This window comes from Sulfitobacter sediminis, from assembly GCF_040811725.1.
Classification (GTDB): domain Bacteria; phylum Pseudomonadota; class Alphaproteobacteria; order Rhodobacterales; family Rhodobacteraceae; genus Sulfitobacter; species Sulfitobacter sediminis.
Genome location: NZ_JBFNXX010000017.1, coordinates 67,125 through 85,763 on the forward strand (window position 1 = coordinate 67,125; position 18,639 = coordinate 85,763).

Genomic DNA, 18,639 nt, shown 5'->3' on the forward strand with positions numbered 1-18,639 from the left:
TGTTGCCCCATCGCGCGGGGAACCTCCAGAGCGTCCGCCGGTAAGGCCCTAGACGCTGGGCGATAAATCGGCTTCACTCGGAACCAAGTAGCCACACGACGACGCCCGGGACCTGAATGACCTCATTGCTCGAAGTAGACGCCCTCACGATCGGGTTCGGCGACGCGCCGCCGGTCGTCTCGAACGTCAGCTTCTCGGTCGAGAAGGGCCAGACGCTGGCGCTCGTGGGCGAAAGTGGCAGTGGCAAGACCCTCACCTGCCGCTCTGCGCTGCGCATCCTGCCCGGAACGGCACAGGTGCGCGGCGGCCGCGTGAACTTCACCACCGGCGGCAAGACGACCGACCTGCTCAAGGCGACCGAGCGCCACATGCGCTCCGTGCGCGGCGACCGCATCGCGATGATCTTTCAGGAGCCGATGCGCTCGCTCTCGCCCTTGCACCGGCTGGGCAACCAAGTCAGCGAAGTGCTGCGCCTGCACCGCAACCTTGGCCCCGGCGAGGCCAAGCGCCGGGTGCTCGAACAATTCGACAAGGTGGGTTTCGTCGACCCCGAACGCGCTTGGCGCAGCTATCCTTTCGAGATGTCGGGCGGTATGCGCCAACGCGCGATGATCGCCATGGCGATGGTCGCCCAGCCCGAACTGCTGATCGCGGACGAACCCACGACGGCGCTCGACGTGACCACGCAGGCGCAGGTGCTGGGGCTGATCAATCGCCTCAAGGAAGACACCGGCATGGCGGTGATCCTTGTGACCCATGACCTCGGTGTGGTCGCCAACATGGCCCAGCAGGTCGTGGTGATGAACAAGGGCCGGGTGATGGAATCGGGCAGCGCCGAGCATGTGCTAGGCAGCCCCGCCCACGGCTATACCGAGAAACTGATCGCCGCCGCGCCAATGATCCCCGAGGTCGCGAGACCGGCCAAGCCCATCGGCCACAAGGACGTGATCCTCGACATCAAGAACGTCACCAAAAGCTTCACCATGCGCGCAGGTGGCTGGCGCAAGCCCGTGGTCGTGACCGCCTGCAAGGACGTCAACCTCCAGGTTCAGCGGGGCAAGACCCTCGCCGTCGTCGGCGAAAGCGGCTCGGGCAAGACGACATGCGCGCGCGTGGCGCTGGGGGCCGAGAAACCCGATCCCGGTGGCGAGGTGACCTTCTACGCCGCAGTGGGCGCCACGATGATCCACGTGCATGACATGACGCCCGAGGACCGCCGCATGTTCCAGCGGCAGGCTCAGATGGTCTTTCAGGACCCCTATTCATCCCTCAGTCCCCGCATGCGGGTGATGGAGGCGCTGACCGAGCCGATGGAAATCCACGGCATCGGCAGCCGCGCAGACCGCCGCGACAAGGCCGCCGAAATGCTGCGCTGGGTCGGCCTCGACCCCGATATGCTCAAACGGTATCCACACGCCTTCTCGGGCGGACAGCGCCAGCGCCTCTCCATCGCCCGCGCGCTGACCCTCGACCCGAGGCTGATTGTCTGCGACGAACCCACATCGGCCCTCGACGTCTCGGTGCAGGATCAGATCCTGACGCTGCTTGAGGACATCCGCGACCGCGCGAACCTCAGCTATCTCTTCATCTCACACGACCTCGCTGTCGTCGCCCGCATCGCGGACGAAGTCGCGGTCATGCGCGCGGGTGTCATCGTCGAACAGGCGCCGCCCGACACGCTTTTCTTCAATCCCCAGCATCCCTACACCAAGGCGCTGATCGCCGCGCAGCCCGAACCGGACATCGGCCGCCCCATCGACCTCGACCTTGTCGCCAAAGGCGCGGGTGCGCCGACAACCTGGCCCGAGATGTTCCGCTTTGAAGGGACATCGGCCCCGGCGCTGCGTGAACTGGAACCCGGACATATGGTGCGTTGCCATGCGTAAGCTGATTGCCCTTCTCTGCCTCATTGCCCTGCCTGCCTGGGCACAGCCTGTCTTGCAGGAAACAACCTTCTGGCAGCAGGAGGTCGCCAGCGGCAGCCTGCCCCCCATAGCCGAACGCATGCCCGAGACGCCGCTTGTCGTTGACTTGGAGGCCAAGGGCCGCACTTTCGGCAAACAGGGCGGCACCCTGCGGACCATGGTCACCCGGTCCAAGGACGTCCGCCAGATGGTGGTCTGGGGCTACGCGCGGCTGGTGGGCTACGACAAGAATTACGAGCTTTACCCCGACATACTGCGCGATGTGGAGGTGATTGAGGACCGCAAGTTCATCTTGCACCTGCGCCCCGGCCACCGCTGGTCGGACGGGCATCCGTTTACCTCTGCCGACTTCCGCTACTGGTGGGAAAAAGTGGTCGGCAATTCCGAGATCACGCCTTCCGGCCCGCCAGAATTCATGACCGTCGACGGCAAGCTTGGCAGCGTGACATTCCCCGACGACTACACCGTCGTCTTCGAATGGGAGAGCCCCAATTCAGACTTCCTGCCGCTGCTGGCGCAGGCCTCGCCGCCCTTCATCTACCGCCCCGCGCACTACCTGCGGCAGTTCCACGTCGATTTCGCCGACCCCGAGAAACTGGCCGAAGAGGTGTCGAAGGCCCGCGTCAAAAGCTGGGCCGCGCTGCACAACCGCCGCGACGAGATGTACAAGTTCGACAACCCCGACCTGCCCACGCTTCAGCCATGGATGAGCGCCAGCGGCCAGACCTCGCGGCAGCTTTTCGTGCGTAACCCCTACTACCACCGCGTCGACGCGCGCGGCTTTCAGCTGCCCTATATCGACGTCGTGAACATGACCATCGTGGGCGCGGGGCTGGTGGCGGCCAAGACCAACGCGGGCGAATCCGACCTGCAGGCGCGCGGGCTGTCTTTCCCGGATGTTGCCATCCTAAAGAAAGGCGAACAGGACGGCGCGGATTACAACGTCTATCTCTGGGCCAGCGGCGTGGCGAGCCAGATCGCCGTCTACCCCAACCTGAACTTCCGCGATCCCGTCTGGCGCGAGGTGATGCGCGACGTGCGCTTCCGCCGCGCGCTCAGCATGGGCGTCGACCGGCGCATGATCAACCGCGCGCTCTATTTCGGTCTCGCCGAAGAGGGCGGGATGACGGCGCTCTCCTCCAGCCCTCTTTACAAGGAAGAAGACCTGCTGATGTGGTCGCAGCTCGACATCGACGCAGCCAATGCACTGCTTGACGAGATGGGCCTCACGGACCGCACGCCAACCGGCCTGCGCAAACTGCCCGACGGAAGGCCGATGGAGTTCGTGGTCGAAACCGCGGGCGAACGGCAGGAGGTCGAGAACGCGCTCGCCATCGTTACGGACACTTGGGGCGAACTGGGAATCAAGCTGATCATGCGCCCGCTCGACCGCGACATCCTGCGCAACCGCGTCTACGCGGGCATCAGCATGGCGGCGGTCTGGTACGGCTGGGACAACGGGTTGCCCACCCCCGGCACCTCGCCCAAGTACCTCGCCCCCACGAACCAGGAATTCTTTGCCTGGCCCATGTGGGGCCAGTACTACGTGACCGGCGGCAGCACGGGCGAGCCGCCCGATCAAGAACCCGCCCGCGAACTCCTCGAACTGGCCGACGCCTGGTCGCACACCACAGACCGGACCGAGCGTACCCGTATCTGGCACCGCATGCTCGATATCCACGCCGAGCAGCAGTACGCCATCGGCATCCTCTCGGGCGCGCCGCAACCGGTCGTCGTTTCAAAAAGCCTGCGCAACGTTCCCGAAGACGGCATCTGGGCCTATGACCCCGGCGCGCATTTCGGGGTGCACCGCATGGATGAATTCTACTTCGAAGAACCATTCGAGCAGGTGTCGCGATGATGCTATTGAGGTACGCCTTCTTCCGGCTGATCTCGATGCTGCTGACGCTCTGGGTCGTCTCGATCCTCGTCTTCGTCATCATCAACCTGCCGCCGGGTGACTATCTGTCGAACCAGATCGCCGAGCTCCGCGCGACAGGTCAAGCCGAAGGCATCGCCAAGGTCGAATTCCTGCGCCGCGAATACGCACTCGACCGCCCGATATGGGAGCAATACTTCATCTGGGTCGGCATGATGCCCGGCCCCAACGGCTTCTCGGGGCTTTTGCAGGGTGATTTCGGCTGGTCCTTCGAATTCGACCGCCCCGTGGGTGACATCGTGGGCGACGCGCTCTGGCTCACTGTCCTCGTCAACCTCGCCGCCGTCCTCTTCGTCTACGCCGTGGCCCTGCCCTTGGGGGTTCTTGCGGCGGCCAAATCCGAGACATGGGTCGACTACACCGCCGGTTTCGTCGGCTACCTCGGCCTTGCAACGCCGAACTTCCTGCTCGCGCTGATCCTCTTCTACTACGGCAACAAGTATTTCGACCTCCCCATCGGCGGCCTCATGGCGCCCGAATTCGAGGGCGAGCCGATGTCTTGGGACAAGGTCAAATCCATCCTGCTGCACCTCGTCGTCCCCACCTTCGTGATCGGCACCTCCGGTGCGGCAGCCATGATGCAGCGCCTGCGCGCGAATATGCTGGACGAGCTTAGCAAGCCTTACGTCGAGACCGCCATCGCCAAGGGCATGGCCCCGTCGAAGATGCTGGCCAAATACCCCCTGCGCATGGCCTTCAACCCCTTTGTGGCCGACATCGGTAACCTGCTGCCCGCCATGGTCTCGGGCTCCGTCCTCGTCTCTGTCGTGCTCGGCCTGCAAACCATCGGCCCCTCGCTGCTCACGGCGCTCAAGAGCCAGGACCAGTTCCTCGCCGCTTTCGTCCTGATGTTCGTGGCCCTGCTCACGCTCATCGGTACGATGATCTCGGATGTCCTGCTTGTCCTGCTTGACCCCCGCATCCGCTACGGGGGCCGCGAGACATGAGCATCCAGCCCGACAACCGTTTCGTCGATACCGAACCATGGGTGGATGAGGCCGACCTTTCGGCCCCCGAACGTTCGGACATGGACGCGCCGGGCTGGCAGCTGACGTGGCGCAAGTTCAAACGGCACAAGCTGGGGCTGATCTCGGCCATCTTCCTGCTGACCTGCTACCTGATCCTGCCCATCGCGGGCTTCATCGCGCCCTATACGCCCAACGAACGCAGCGCCGACTACCTCTACGCCCCGCCACAGTCGATCAACCTCTGGCACGAGGGCGCATTCGTCGGCCCCTACGTCTATCCGATCACCGCCACCGCCGACCTCGTCAATTTCCGCTGGACCTACACCACCGACGAAACCACGCCGATGCCGCTGGAGTTCTTCTGCAAAGGCGACGACTACCGCCTCTTCGGCCTGATCCGCACCGAAACCCACCTCTTCTGCGCCCCCGAGGGGGCGACGGTGTTCATCTGGGGCTCCGACCGCCTCGGCCGCGACGTTTTCAGCCGCATCCTCTACGGCGCGCAGCTATCACTGACCGTGGGCCTCATTGGCATCACCGTCTCTTTCCTGCTCGGCATCACTTTCGGCGCCATGGCAGGCTATTTCGGGGGCAAGACCGACTGGATCATCAACCGCGTCATCGAAATCCTCCGATCCCTGCCCGAACTCCCGCTCTGGCTTGCCCTCTCCGCCGCCGTCCCGTCGAACTGGGGGCCGGTCGCGGTGTTCTTCATCATCTCGATCATCCTCGGCATCCTCGACTGGCCGGGGCTCGCCCGCGCGGTGCGCTCGAAATTCCTGTCGCTGCGGGAGGAAGAATTCGTGAAAGCCGCCGAGATGATGGGCGCGAAACCGGGCCGCGTGATCCGCAAGCACCTGCTCCCGAACTTCATGTCCCACCTCATCGCCTCAGCGACGCTCTCGATCCCTGCGATGATCCTCGGCGAAACCGCCCTAAGCTTCCTCGGCCTCGGCCTGCGCGCGCCTGCCGTCAGCTGGGGCGTGATGCTGAACGACGCCCAGAACCTCGCCAGCATCGAGATCTACTGGTGGACCGCGATCCCCATGCTGCCGATCATCGTGGTGGTCCTGGCCTTCAACTTCCTCGGCGACGGCCTGCGCGCCTCGCTCGATCCCTACAAGAGCTGAGCAGCGGGCGACCGCCAGTTTGATGACCGCAAGGCATGCCCGCGCGGGTACGTTGGCCTAACGCCGTGACCGGGGCCCCGGACCGAGAGAACTTCGTTCGGTTTGTTTATTGGCATGAGGACGCGGCGCGTGGGATGGCCGGAATGAGCCCGAAGCGGCCGCGCGCATGGCCCGCAAATATGCTTGTCCTGCACTGTTCCACAGCGCACAGCTAACGGAAAAAGAAGTCGGGCTGCGTGAATGGGACGAGAAAGGGAATTCCACTATGACAAATTCTGCAGACCTCATTGCGATTACCGAGGTGGTTCGCGTCTACGCAACTGCAATGACGACAGGCAATCGAGCTGACTTGGAACGGATATTCTTTGAAAATTCATGTGAGGTCGGTCATTACGAAGGTGACTTGCTTTGGAACTCACGAGACGACTTCATTAAGATGTGCGAGGCAGAAGCCGATAGTTCGCTAAAGGCGTGGTGGGAAATCCGCAATATCTCTATTCACGGTGACATAGCAGTCGTACACGTCGAAGATGTCTGGGCCGGGATGCGTTTCGATACGATTCTGACGCTGTTACGTCACGAGGATGCCTGGCGAGTGACGGCCAAGGCATACCGAATAAAGCCTCAATAAGGATCGTCTGCACGCTGCCTGCTTCATTGGTCAAACTTCACACACGCTCGTAATCGAGCGGAGACGACAACAGTCATCTTGGAATAGCGATGGATGTCCGCCTTGTCCGCTCACCAGAGATCGGAAAAATACCACTCTGCCCATCTCGCTCACCCGAGCTTCCGCACGCTGCGCGTGCCTCCGTGGTACGAGGACAGCGTCCGAGTAGTTGGATGAAGGCCAGAGCCTCCCATTTGGCCTTCAGGGGGGAAGGAAGACCAAAGGGGATAACGTGGACGGGGACGACGTCCACAGTCTGGGGCTCCGAAATCGGAGCCGGTCAGGTATCTAGATCACCCGTACCATTTGCCAAGCTTTACCGTCACATCGCCGCCCACCATCTTCGCAAAGCTCTCGGGGTCCTGCGTACCGCCGTCGCGGCCCCGGTAATGGTAGGGATAGACATAGGTCGGCGCGAACTCCGACACGGCCGAGGCCGCAGCGTTGGCATCCATCGTGAACGGCAGGTTCATGCAGACGAAGGCAAGGTCGATGTTCTCAAGCGCGCGCATCTCTGGAATGTCCTCGGTATCGCCCGAAACATAGACGCGGAAGCCCTCGAAATTCAGCACATAGCCGTTGTCGCGTCCTTGCGGATGAAAGTTCAGGCGTTCCTCCGTGATGTTGTAGGCCGGGATCGCCTCGATGCTCAGGTCGTTGAACGACGCGGTGCCGCCATTGGCAACTTCTGCGGTGTTCGGCTTCAGCCCGTCGGACAGCTTGGCCATCACGGCGGGATTGGTGATCATCTGCGTGCTCTCGCCCTTGAGCGCGGCCAGCGTTTCCTCACTGTAGTGATCGCCATGCTCATGGGTCATCAGGATCAGGTCGGCAGCCGGGAAATCGTCGTATTGCGCGGCATCGCCCACCGGATCGACATAGATCGTGCCGACCGGCGTCTCCATCACGAAGGACGCATGCGCGACCGGATGCACGGTGATCTTGCCACCGGGCGTGTCAAAGCTGTTGCTGGCGTGGGCGGCGGCCATGGCGCCGTAGGGCAGAACGGTGATCATGCCCGCGGCGGCGGCGGATGTGACAAGGAAATGGCGACGGGTCTGTTTCATTTGGTGCTCCCTTAAGGACTTTGGCCAGAGGTAGGCGGGAAACACCCCAAGTCAAAAGAAGCGGCGCGGACTGGCGAAACCCCGCTAGCGATCGTCGCCGCTGCTGCCGCGCTCGTCGCCGTCAAGATCCTCCTCGATCGACGCCTGCGCCGCGGCGGTGATCGCGTTCCTCTGCTCCTCTGTCAGCTCGTCGAGCTTGGCATCCGCCAGCCGTACCGTGACTTCGCGGTGGGCGAACTTGATGCCTTCGCGTTCGAAGATGGCCCTGATTTCGGCATAGACACGCTTGCGGATCACCCATTGATCGCCGGGCTTGGTCATGAACTTCACCCGGATGATCATCGCGCTGTCCTGCATCTCGATCACGCCCTGTGACTTCAGCGGTTGGATGAAGTCCTTGCCGATCTCGGGGTCCTCCAGCAGTTGCTGCCCCAGCTTCTTGATCAGCTTGCGCACCTTCTCGACGTCCGTGTCATAGGTCACGCGCAGCGGCAGTTTCATCATCACCCAGTCGCGCGAGTAATTGGTCATCACCTGCAACTCGCCAAAGGGAATGGTGTGCAGCGCGCCAAGATGATGGCGCAACTGGAACGACCGGACCGAGATTTTCTCGACCGTCCCCTTCACGCCGCCCACGTCGAGGTACTCTCCCTTGCGAAAAGCATCGTCGAAGAGAAAGAACGCCCCCGCGAAGATATCCCGCACCAGCGCCTGGCTGCCAAAACCCACGGCAACACCGACGATACCGGCACCGGCAAAAAGCGGGCCCACGTTGATCCCCAACTCCATCAGCACGATGAGCGAGATCGAGACCACCACGACGATCAGCACGATGTTGCGGAACAGCGGCAGGAGCGTCGCGAGGCGCGAGGCGGAGGACCCGCCGCCCTCGTCGCCCAGTTCCGCCTCTTCCTGATCGCCGCTTTCCTCGGCGATCTTGGTGTCGATCCAGATGCGGAAGGCGTGATAGATCACGTAGCCGATGAAGATGATCACCATGATATCAAGCAGCCGGTCGGCATAACTCTCGACCATCTGCGCGCTCTCGGTGTCCCAGATGTAAAAGAACGCGCTGCACCCTGCGACAAAGGCCAGAATGCCCGCCACCCGCCGCGCCAGTGCCTCGAAAGTGTTCATCTGCGACCGGCTGCCCAGCGCCGCCCGCGCCTCTTCCTCGGCCACGCGGGTATCGTGCAGCTCTTCCTCCAGCCGCTCCACTTCCTCGGCGTCCGCCAGAGTCGCCTCGGCCTCGGCCAGCTTGGCCTCCTGCGCCTCCTCGACATGCTGCCTCTCGTTCATGTGACGGATCGCCCGGGCGCGGGCGAAACCGCGCTCGATGAGATAGTTGATCACCCCGTAAACCACGATGATCGACATCGTGATCCCGTAGGCCCCGGCGATTAGCGGAATGGGGTTCGGATTGCCCAGCACCAGATTGTAGGTCAGCTGCACCCAGGCGAAGATGACGTAGAGGATCACGGCAGGCGCCCAGGCCGTGCTGAGGAACCGCACGATGGCCGAGGTCTCCTGCGGCTCGCGCCCGTTGCGGATCGCCTGCGAGATCGCGCGGCGGTTGACCAGCACCATGACGATATTCAGCAGCACGATGATCGCCGAGAGCACCGAGGACAAGAAGGCATAGACGTCGTAATTCAGACCCAGTTGCTGGATCCAGGCGCCCAGCAGGATCGTGCAGATATCGAATGTCGCAAGCACCCAAAGCCAGCGGTGCAGACGCAACGCCTGCCGTGTGTCGAGCGCCGGGATACGGTACTGCGCGAGGTAGGGCGACAGGATCATCCGCCACAGTCCGGCGATGAAGCGGCAACTGAAATAGCCGAGGTTGATGAGGGCCGCCGTGTACTGGATTGCGGTGTCCTTGATCGTACCGAAGATGGTGATCCCGATCACGTAGGCCACGAGCATCGACACGATGATGCCCCCCACCCCGGCAACGAACCGGTAGACGAGGAATGGCATCTTCTCGGTATAACCCTGCGGGTTGTCCATGATCCGCCGGACGGTCATGTTCCGCATCAGGCGCTTGCCGTATATCTCCCGCTCGAAAAGAACACCCACCCCGAAAAGCAGGAGCGAATAGACCAACACCTTGCCGAAGGCGACGAGCGTGCCATCGGGACTCGCGAAGCGCAGGATGTAAAGCACCTCGTTCACGGCGGCGGGCAGTTGCAGCAGCCTTTCGATCAGCGCCTGCCGGAACTGTACCACCCGGTCCTGTATCCGCATCAGGCGCGACGCCTCGCCCTCTGCCCCGCTGGCAACAGGCGCCGAGGTTTCGGTATCGTCTGCGGCCGACAGAAGGTTGCCCTCTGCATCGACGACGATCACGTTCACGCCATCCTCGGCCGCGCGCCGGAGGATATCCTCGAGGCGTGTCGCCTCATCGGCGCTTTCGGCCTGGGCGGTCTCTCCTCGGGAAAGAAGTTGCCCCACACCCTGAGCGTCAGCTCGGGCGGCAAGGAAGGACGCGCAAAAGGCCAAGGCCAGCGTCATGACCAGAAAAAAGCGCATCCTCACTCCCACCGGTTTTGGTGCCCCGATCACGCTAAGTCAGCGGGTTTCACAATGCAATCGCGGGGCATCTTCTTCAGCAGCAGCGGGAAAGGGCCTTCGGTCCAAGGATGCAGGTTCCGGAAACGGGCATCCGGGTCAGCGCAGCGGAGGGCCCCAAACGGCCCACGTTGACGCACGTCTCGCCGTCTTCCTATACTTCTTCAATGACGGGCGGCAGATACTTCGACGATTTGACAGTAGGCGACAGCTTCGAGACGGATGGCATCACGCTCACCGAAGCGGCGATTATTGACTTCGCGCTGACGCACGATCCGCAACCATTCCACATAGACAAGGTTGCGGCGTCAGGGTCGATGTTCGGGGGCCTCATTGCCAGTGGCTTTCAGACCATCGCGCTTACCTTTAGGCTGTTTCGCGACACCGGTGTGTTGACCGGCACCAACCTGGGCGGTCATGGCATGGACGAGGTGCGGTGGCGCGCGCCCGTCTTCCCCGGTGACACGCTGCACGCGCGGATCACGGTCGAGGCGCTCACGCCATCACGCTCGAAACCCGACCGGGGAACGGTCCGGTTTCGCTACCGCACGTTTAACCAGAAAGATGTCGAGGTGCTCAGCCTGACCATGGACCATGTGATGGCACGTCGGACGGAGGGCGATCCATCTTAGTACCTGCTGCTGTTTTCGCAGCGCTTCGGCCTGAAAGTACACCGCTGAACCATTCACTGACCTCCTGCCGAAATTGTATGCCAGGCGCGCGTCTCTCACCAAACATGGCCTTCTAAGATAAGTCGCGGTTTTACAAAGCCATTCGTTCTGTGCCATAGCGGTTTTCGAGCCGAGGTGCCCGCGCGCATCTTAAAAGGACAAGACGAAGCCCCGAGACCCGGGCCGTTCTGAGCCGCCCCGCGCGGCGGGAAAGACACGGCAGGCCCTTGGGACAGGTGACGATTATGGGGCCCATGCTCTCTCAGGCCAGCCGCGCTGCAGTCTCCTCGCGCCGGGTGATGCTCTACAGCCATGATACATTCGGGCTGGGCCACCTGCGCCGCTCGCGTGCCATTGCCACCGCGCTGACCGAGGGCGATCCCTATGCCTCCGCGATCATCCTGACCGGCTCGCCCGTCGCGGGGCGCTTCACCTTTCCCGAACGCGTGGATCACATCCGCCTGCCCGGTGTGACCAAGCTGTCGGACGGCACCTACATCAGCCAGACGCTCGGCCTCAGCATCGACGACACCACATCGCTGCGCGCGGGGCTCATCCAGTCGGCTGTGGAACGCTACGAGCCCGACCTGCTGATCGTCGACAAGGAGCCCACCGGTTTTCGCGGCGAACTGCTGCCGACGTTGGAGTACCTGCGGATGCGCGGGCGCACCCACACTGTTCTGGGCCTGCGCGACGTGCTGGACGAGCCCGAAATTCTCGCCGCCGAATGGGCGCGCAAGGGCGCGGTGGCGGCGACAGAAAACCTTTACGACGAGATCTGGGTCTACGGCGTCAAGGACGTCTACGACCCCACGCGCGGCCTGCCCCTGTCGGAGAAAACCCGTGCCCGGATGCATTGGACGGGTTACCTGCGCAGGCAGGTCACCGATGCCTCGGACACGCCGACGACCCCCTATATCCTCGTCACTCCCGGCGGCGGCGGTGACGGTGCAGCGATGGTCTCGCTCGTGCTTTCTGCCTACGAACAGGACCCCGATCTCAAACCCGACGCGGTGCTGATCTACGGGCCTTTCCTGTCGGGCGACGTGCGCGACGCCTTCGACGCGCGTGTCGCCAAGCTGGGCGGTCGCGTCACCGCCGTGGGTTTCGAAAGCCGGATCGAGGCGCTTTTCGCCGGTGCCGTGGGCGTGGTCTGCATGGGCGGATACAACACCTTCTGCGAGGTTTTGTCCTTCGACAAGCCTGCCGTGATCATGCCCCGCACCAAGCCACGCCTCGAGCAATGGATCAGGGCAAGCCGGGCCGAGGACCTCGGCCTTGTGCGCATGCTGGACGAGCGGCGCCTCGGGAACACGACCGAGGCCATGATCGCCGCTATCCGCGCCCTGCCAGATCAGCCGAAGCCTTCGGAGGCGGGGGCGGACGGGCTGCTCGACGGATTGGAGGTAGTCAAGGCACGGGCCGCCGCGCTGATGGCGAAGGATCATGTCGATGGCTGAGGCCCGTCCCCGGCTGGCGGTGATCGTCAAGGGCTGGCCGCGCCTCTCGGAAACATTCATCGCGCAGGAATTGGTTGCGTTGGAGGAATCGGGCCTCGATTTCGACATCTGGTCCCTGCGCCATCCCACCGACAAGAAGACCCATCCCCTGCATGACCGCCTGCGCGCCAAGGTGCATTATCTGCCCGAGTATCTGCGCGACGAACCGTTGCGCGTGGCCCGCGCCGTCGGCGCTGCCGCCGATCTGCCGGGATTCGAAGCAGCGGCGACCGCCTATGCGGCCGACCTCGACCGCGACGACACCCCGAACCGTCGCCGCCGCTGGGGGCAGGCCTGCGTGCTGGCCCACGAGATGCCGCACAACGTGGGCGGGCTCTACGCCCATTTCCTGCACACACCTTCCTCCGTCGCCCGCTACGCCGCTATCATGCGGGGCCTGCCCTGGTCCTTCTCGGCCCATGCCAAGGACATCTGGACCTCCCCCGACTGGGAGCTGAGCGAGAAACTCTCCGCCTCCCACCACGGCGCCACCTTCGGCGCCACTTGCACCCGCTTCGGAGCCGAGCACCTGCGCGCCCTCGCCGATACCCCCGACCGCGTCGATCTGGTCTACCACGGCCTCGACCTGTCGCGCTTTCCCGCTCCCCCCGACCGCCGTTCGCGCACCCCCAATGCCCCCTTCCACATGCTCTCCGTCGGACGCCTCGTGGAAAAGAAAGGCTTCGACAACCTCATCGACGCCCTTGCCCTTCTGCCCGCCACACTCGACTGGCACTGGACACACATCGGCGGCGGCCCCCTCGATGCCGCCATGAGCGCCCGTGCGGAAAGCCACGGCATCGCCCACCGCATCACCTGGCGCGGCGCCTGCGATCAGCCCGAGGTCATCGCCGCCATGCGTGCCGCCGATCTCTTTGTCCTGCCCTCGCGCATCGCCGCCGACGGTGACCGCGACGGGCTGCCCAACGTGCTGATGGAGGCTGCCAGCCAGAAATTGCCAATCCTCAGCACCCCGGTCTCGGCCATCCCGGAATTCATCGAGGACGGCATTCACGGCATCCTGACCAGCGACGCCCCCGGGGCGCTGGCCGCTGCCATGCAGGACATCGCCGCCTGTCCCGACAAGGGGACCCGCATGGCCGAGGCCGCCTGCGCCCGGCTGACGGCCGACTTCCTGATGCATCCCGGCATCGCCCATCTGCATGACCGGCTGACCACCATGCTGGGCTGCGCGGGCTGATGCGGCTGGCCTTCTACGCGCCGATGAAAGCGCCGGACCATCCGGTCCCTTCGGGTGACCGCAGCATCGCACGTGCGCTCCTGTCCGCGCTGCGGCTTGTCGGGACGGAGGTCGATCTGGCCAGCAGGCTGCGCAGCCGCGAGGGCAAGGGCGATCCGGCGCGCCAGCGCGAAATCGAGGAGGCCGCGAAAGAGGAGGTCGCTCGGCTCGTGAACGCGCAAGAGGCAGGAGCGTGGCAGGCCTGGATCACCTATCACAATTACTACAAGGCGCCCGACCTGATCGGCCGCCCCGTCGCGAAGGCGCTTGGCATTCCCTACGTCCAGATCGAATCCACCCGCGCGCGCAAGCGCCTGACCGGCCCCTGGGCCGGCTTCGCCCGGCAGGCGGAGGCGGCGGCAGACGCGGCGCAGCTGATCTTTTATTTCACCCAGCGGGACGCCGAGACCCTGCAACGCGACGCGCCCGAAGAACAACGGCTTGTCCACTTGCGCCCCTTCCTCGACCGGGCCGATCTGCCGATGCAGAGCGAGTTGTCCGGTCCCATGCTGAGCGTCGGCATGATGCGCGAGGGGGACAAGCTGGCCTCCTACCGGATCATTGCCGAGACGCTGGATGAAATGTCGGACTTGGACTGGCGGCTCGATATCGCGGGCGACGGCCCGCCCCGCGGGCAGGTCGAAGCGCTCATGCAGCCCTTCGGCGACCGCGTGCGCTTTCTCGGGATGCTGGATGCAGAGCGGCTCCAGCGTGCTTACCGGAAGGCAAGCCTGCTGCTCTGGCCCGGTGTGAACGAGGCGCTTGGCATGGTCTATCTCGAAGCACAGTCAGCCGGAGTTCCGGTGGTCGCGCAGGACCGGCCCGGTATGCAGGAGCTGCTGGCGCCCGCCGCGTATCCCGCGATTGCAGAGGGCGCGCAGGGCCTTGCGCGGATGGCACGGGCCTATCTGCGGAACGCCGCGCTGCGACAGGAGGCAGGCCGCGCCGCGCGCGCGCATGTGCAGGCCCATCACCTGCTGCCCGCCGCCGCCCGGACGCTGGCCGAGGGCCTTGCCCGCATCGGCATCACCCCATGATCCGCCTCGCCCTCCTCCGCCACGGCCATACCGAATGGAACCGCGCGGGCCGCATCCAGGGCCGGACCGACGTGCCACTCGATGACGAGGCGACGCGGCAGCTCACGGGGCTACGTCTGCCCGAGGCTTGGGAGGAGGCCGACATCTTTGCAAGTCCTCTCAGCCGCGCCATCGATACCGCGCGGCTGGTGGCAGATCGCGCGCCCCGTATTGATCCCGCGCTGATCGAAATGAACTGGGGCGACTGGGAAGGTTTGCGCGCCGCCGAACTCTACGCTGATCCCGGCCATGATTACCGCCATGTGGATGACTGGGGCTGGCATTACACGCCGCCCGGTGGCGAAAGTCCGGCGGCGTTGCGGGCACGGCTGCTGCCATGGCTCGCAACGCGCGACAGGGACACCGTGGCAGTCTGCCACATCGGGGTGATGCGCGTGATGCTCGCCTTGGCCAGCGATTGGCATTTCAACGGCCCGCCCCCTTTCCAGATCAAGCGCAACCGGCTCTACGTGCTCGAAGTGGCGCCGGGGAAGCTGACGCTGCTGCCCGATCCTGTCCGCCTTATTGAGCGTGCGCCATGAAGGTGATGATCGTTGTCACCCATCTGCTGGGCACCGGCCACCTGAGCCGGGCGCTGAACCTTGCTGCTGCCTTTGAGGCATCGGGCCACTCCGCGGTGGTTGCCTCGGGCGGCGTGCCGCCTGCGCATCTGGAGAGACCCAAGGGACGCTTTCAGCAGCTGCCCCCCGTCACCTCCAACGGTGTCGACTTCAGTCGGCTGCTGCATCCCGATGGCACGCCCGCAACGGAAGACACACTGGCTGACCGCGAGAAGATGCTGATCGACCTGCTGCACCGCGAAAAACCCGACGCGCTGATCACCGAGCTTTTTCCCTTCGGACGGCGCATCCTGAAGGCCGAGTTCCTTGCCCTGCTCGATGCCGCCACCCACCTGCCCGCGCCGCGCATCTTCGCCTCGATCCGGGACATCCTCGCCCCGCCCTCCAAGCCGCGCAAGGCTGCCTTTGCCGAAGACGTCGTCGCACGGTTCTACGACGCGGTTATCGTGCATTCCGATCCGGACATCACGCCGCTCGACCTCAGCTGGCCGGTGAGCGACACACTTGCGTCCCGGCTCCGCTATTCAGGCTTTGTCGCGCCCCCGCCCGTGGCGCCACACCCCGACAACCCAGGCGCGGGCGAGGTGCTGGTCAGCGCGGGCGGCGGCCCGGTGGGCGATGCGCTTTATCTTGCCGCGCGCGCGGCGGCGCGGCAGGACGCGGGGCGCAGATGGCGCCTGCTGGTGGGCGGCACGGATGCGGCAGACCGCTGCATCACCTTGGCGCAGGGGGCGCCCGACAACGTGATTGTCGAACCCGCCCGGCCCGACTTTCGACAGATGCTGCACCACGCAGCCGCCTCGGTATCGCTCTGCGGCTATAATACCGCACTGGACCTGCTGCAAAGTGGCTGCCCGGCGGTGCTGGTCCCCTTCGATGCGGGACAGGAGGTGGAACAGGGCATCCGCGCCGATGCGCTTGCCCGGCAGCCCGGCTTCGAGGTTCTCAGGACGACGGACCTTTCCGCCGAGGCGCTGCTTGCCGCGATCAGCCGCGCCACAGCAGAGCCGCGCGCCCCGGCCCCACCCACCTTGTTCGAGGGCGCCGCGCGGACGGTTCAGATTGTCACCGAGATCGCTGTAGAGGCACGCCATGGCTGACTGGTCCCCGCTGCGCCGGGAGCTCGCTTTGTGGCGGGACGAAGGGCGTGACCTGCCGCTCTGGTGGCGGGACGACGATGCGGTAAGCGTGACCCCGGCCCTTCAACAACTGGCCGCGCTCGCCGAGCGACTGGACCTGCCCGTGCACCTTGCCGTCGTCCCGAAGACGGCCGAACCGTCCCTTGGCGACACCTGCGGGGCCGCGGCGCATCTGGTGCCGCTTGTCCACGGCTGGGCGCATCGCAACCACGCGCCGGAGGGCGAAAAGAAAGCGGAGTTCGGCTATGAACGCACCGGTCTGCGCGAGGATGCCGCTGCCGGACTTGCGCGGATGCGGGCGCTTTTCGGCGACACGCTTGTCGAGGTCTTCGTGCCGCCGTGGAATCGCATCGCGCCCGGGCTGATCCCCGACCTCGCCCCGATGGGGTATCGCGGTCTCTCAGCCTTCACCCCGCGCAAGGCCCGTTTTGCCGCGCCGGGGCTGGTGCAGATCAACACCCATCTAGATCCGATCCACTGGCGCGGGGGCGGCCGGCTGGTGGCCGAGGAGACGCTGATCGCGGACCTTGTGGCGCTATTGCGCGACCGGCGGGAGGGGCGGACGGATGCGGCGGAGCCGCTGGGGCTGCTGACCCATCACCTCGTGCATGACGACGACATTTGGCGCTTCACCGAGCGGTGTCTGGAAGAGCTGCTGGAGGGTGACGCGCGGCCCGTGGACCTGCGCGCCGAGATGCCCTGATCAGGCGGGCCTCAGGCCCAGGATTTCACGTGCCTGCTTGGGTGTCGCGACCGGTCTTTCGTATTTATCACAAAGACTTACCGCCCGCTTGATCAGCGCCGCATTGGACGGCGCGAGGGTATCCTTGTCGAGCCGGACGTTATCCTCGAGCCCCGCACGGGTGTGGCCGCCGGCGGCGATGGACCATTCGTTGAGGACGATCTGGTTCGGGCCGATCCCGGCCGCACACCACAGCGCGTCGGGGGCAAGACGGTTGAGGGTTTTGATATAGAATTCAAAGACTTCCCGGTCCACCGGCATGGCGTTCTTCACGCCCATCACGAACTGCACGTAAAGCTCTCCGGGGATGCGGCCGTCGCGGTTCATCTCGGCGGCCTTGAAGATGTGGGAGAGGTCGAAGGCCTCGATTTCCGGTTTGATTTCATAGGCTTGCATCTCGGACGCCAGCCAGTCGACCAGGTCCGGCGGGTTTTCGTAGACGCGGGTGGGGAAGTTGTTGGAGCCCACAGCCAGGCTTGCCATGTCGGGGCGCAGGGGCAGCATTCCACCGCGGGCCTGGCCCGCGCCGGAGCGGCCGCCGGTGGAAAATTGTATAATCATATCAGGGCAATGCTTCTTGAGCCCCTCCTGCAGGGCCGCGAATTTCTCGGGGTCGGAACTGGGGGTTTCATCGGTGTTGCGCACGTGGGCGTGGCAGATCGCGGCCCCGGCCTCGTAGGCCTCATGGGTGCTTTCGATCTGTTCCTCGACCGAGATCGGGACGGCGGGATTGGCCGCCTTGGTGGGGACTGAGCCGGTGATGGCGACGCAGAGGATGCAGGGGGTGGTCATGGGTGCAAGCCTTTGTTTTTGTTCCGGAGCTGCGCAGGATGGGCAGTTTTGGTTTATTTTGCGTTAATTGTCACAGTTTGTACACCGGCCCGGCACAGTCCGTACATACGCGGGTCGGGCTTGGCTGGCCGCAGGGGCGGGCGGAAAAGGTTTGCTAACCACGTTTGGGGAGGGGTGAGCGGCGTCTTGGAAACGGTGAGGTGGGAGTGCGACGATGCCAGTGGCATCTTCGCCCACCGAACGGGCATCGTTTCGGCCGCGAACGTGAGGGTGACGAAGGCCGAGCGGCCGTTCCGGATCGAGGCTTGGGTGGTGATGCCGGATCATTTGCATGCGGTTTGGACGTTGCCGGAGGGGGATGCGCATTTCTCGGTGCGGTGGGGGGCGATCAAATCGCGGTTTTCGAGATGGTGTAGGGTGGGGCTTGACCCCACGCGTGCGCCGGATGAAGGCAGAGCGGCGGTTGGGGGTGGTGGGGAGAGATATGCGATTGATGCGCGGGTTTGTCGGTTTGGACGCGTGGGGGCGATTTCCCACTCTACACTTGTGAGCGGCTTTGATGATGTGACCGCCCCCCGACGGCATCTATGTGCCAAGGTGGGTCTGCGATGATCCACAAAGGAGGACGG

The 18,639-nt window shown here is 64.5% G+C and carries 15 protein-coding genes; 12 read left to right on the top strand and 3 right to left on the bottom strand.

All coding sequences use genetic code 11. The features are described 5' to 3' along the window. Positions 1–116: 116 nt before the first annotated feature. From AB2B41_RS18475 to AB2B41_RS18495, 5 genes are all read left to right on the top strand, one after another. A complete protein-coding gene (locus AB2B41_RS18475; RefSeq protein WP_367879300.1) occupies positions 117–1,886 on the top strand; it encodes an ABC transporter ATP-binding protein in 1,770 nt (589 codons plus the stop codon). After that, the gene (locus tag AB2B41_RS18480) at positions 1,879–3,786 is read left to right on the top strand and encodes an ABC transporter substrate-binding protein (protein WP_367879301.1); all 1,908 of its coding nucleotides are present in this window, start codon (positions 1,879–1,881) and stop codon (positions 3,784–3,786) included. Before AB2B41_RS18475 ends, AB2B41_RS18480 begins: the two co-directional genes overlap by 8 nt. Continuing rightward, entirely contained in the window at positions 3,783–4,811 is a 1,029-nt protein-coding gene (locus AB2B41_RS18485) for an ABC transporter permease (protein WP_367879302.1), read from the top strand. Before AB2B41_RS18480 ends, AB2B41_RS18485 begins: the two co-directional genes overlap by 4 nt. Next, positions 4,808–5,962 (top strand): ABC transporter permease, encoded by a 1,155-nt coding sequence (locus AB2B41_RS18490; RefSeq protein WP_367879303.1) that lies wholly within the window; start codon positions 4,808–4,810, stop codon positions 5,960–5,962. The genes AB2B41_RS18485 and AB2B41_RS18490 overlap by 4 nt, the downstream gene beginning before the upstream one ends. A 166-nt stretch (positions 5,963–6,128) precedes the next feature. After that, positions 6,129–6,593 carry a nuclear transport factor 2 family protein gene (locus AB2B41_RS18495; RefSeq protein WP_367879304.1) on the top strand — a complete coding sequence of 155 codons (465 nt, stop codon included), beginning with the start codon at positions 6,129–6,131 and terminating at the stop codon, positions 6,591–6,593. Positions 6,594–6,925: 332 nt separating this feature from the next. On the opposite strand, the gene AB2B41_RS18500 is transcribed toward AB2B41_RS18495, so the two are convergent. Both AB2B41_RS18500 and AB2B41_RS18505 read right to left on the bottom strand, forming a co-directional pair. Next, positions 6,926–7,699 carry an MBL fold metallo-hydrolase gene (locus tag AB2B41_RS18500; protein WP_367879305.1) on the bottom strand — a complete coding sequence of 258 codons (774 nt, stop codon included), beginning with the start codon at positions 7,697–7,699 and terminating at the stop codon, positions 6,926–6,928. Between the two features lie 84 nt (positions 7,700–7,783). Further along, on the bottom strand, positions 7,784–10,231 hold the full coding sequence (locus AB2B41_RS18505; protein WP_367879306.1) for a mechanosensitive ion channel family protein: 2,448 nt from the start codon (positions 10,229–10,231) through the stop codon (positions 7,784–7,786). Between the two features lie 206 nt (positions 10,232–10,437). Here AB2B41_RS18505 and AB2B41_RS18510 point away from each other — a divergent pair, with 206 nt between their 5' ends. From AB2B41_RS18510 to AB2B41_RS18540, 7 genes are all read left to right on the top strand, one after another. Next, positions 10,438–10,902, top strand: coding sequence for a MaoC family dehydratase (locus AB2B41_RS18510; protein ID WP_367879307.1), 465 nt, complete (start codon positions 10,438–10,440; stop codon positions 10,900–10,902). A gap of 293 nt (positions 10,903–11,195) precedes the next feature. Continuing rightward, the gene (locus AB2B41_RS18515) at positions 11,196–12,401 is read left to right on the top strand and encodes a glycosyltransferase family protein (RefSeq protein ID WP_367879308.1); all 1,206 of its coding nucleotides are present in this window, start codon (positions 11,196–11,198) and stop codon (positions 12,399–12,401) included. Further along, positions 12,394–13,641 carry a glycosyltransferase family 4 protein gene (locus AB2B41_RS18520; RefSeq protein ID WP_367879309.1) on the top strand — a complete coding sequence of 416 codons (1,248 nt, stop codon included), beginning with the start codon at positions 12,394–12,396 and terminating at the stop codon, positions 13,639–13,641. The genes AB2B41_RS18515 and AB2B41_RS18520 overlap by 8 nt, the downstream gene beginning before the upstream one ends. Further along, positions 13,641–14,717 (top strand): glycosyltransferase family 4 protein, encoded by a 1,077-nt coding sequence (locus AB2B41_RS18525; protein WP_367879310.1) that lies wholly within the window; start codon positions 13,641–13,643, stop codon positions 14,715–14,717. Before AB2B41_RS18520 ends, AB2B41_RS18525 begins: the two co-directional genes overlap by 1 nt. Then, entirely contained in the window at positions 14,714–15,298 is a 585-nt protein-coding gene (locus AB2B41_RS18530) for a histidine phosphatase family protein (protein ID WP_367879311.1), read from the top strand. The genes AB2B41_RS18525 and AB2B41_RS18530 overlap by 4 nt, the downstream gene beginning before the upstream one ends. Beyond that, the gene (locus AB2B41_RS18535) at positions 15,295–16,437 is read left to right on the top strand and encodes a glycosyltransferase family protein (RefSeq protein WP_367879312.1); all 1,143 of its coding nucleotides are present in this window, start codon (positions 15,295–15,297) and stop codon (positions 16,435–16,437) included. The genes AB2B41_RS18530 and AB2B41_RS18535 overlap by 4 nt, the downstream gene beginning before the upstream one ends. Next, positions 16,430–17,179: a polysaccharide deacetylase family protein gene (locus tag AB2B41_RS18540; RefSeq protein ID WP_367879313.1), complete on the top strand. Its 750-nt coding sequence runs from the start codon at positions 16,430–16,432 to the stop codon at positions 17,177–17,179. The genes AB2B41_RS18535 and AB2B41_RS18540 overlap by 8 nt, the downstream gene beginning before the upstream one ends. Here AB2B41_RS18540 and AB2B41_RS18545 read toward each other — a convergent pair whose 3' ends face one another. Further along, positions 17,180–18,010: a 3-oxoadipate:acetyl-CoA acetyltransferase gene (locus tag AB2B41_RS18545; protein WP_367879314.1), complete on the bottom strand. Its 831-nt coding sequence runs from the start codon at positions 18,008–18,010 to the stop codon at positions 17,180–17,182. It abuts the gene before it with no gap. Positions 18,011–18,639: the final 629 nt, after the last annotated feature.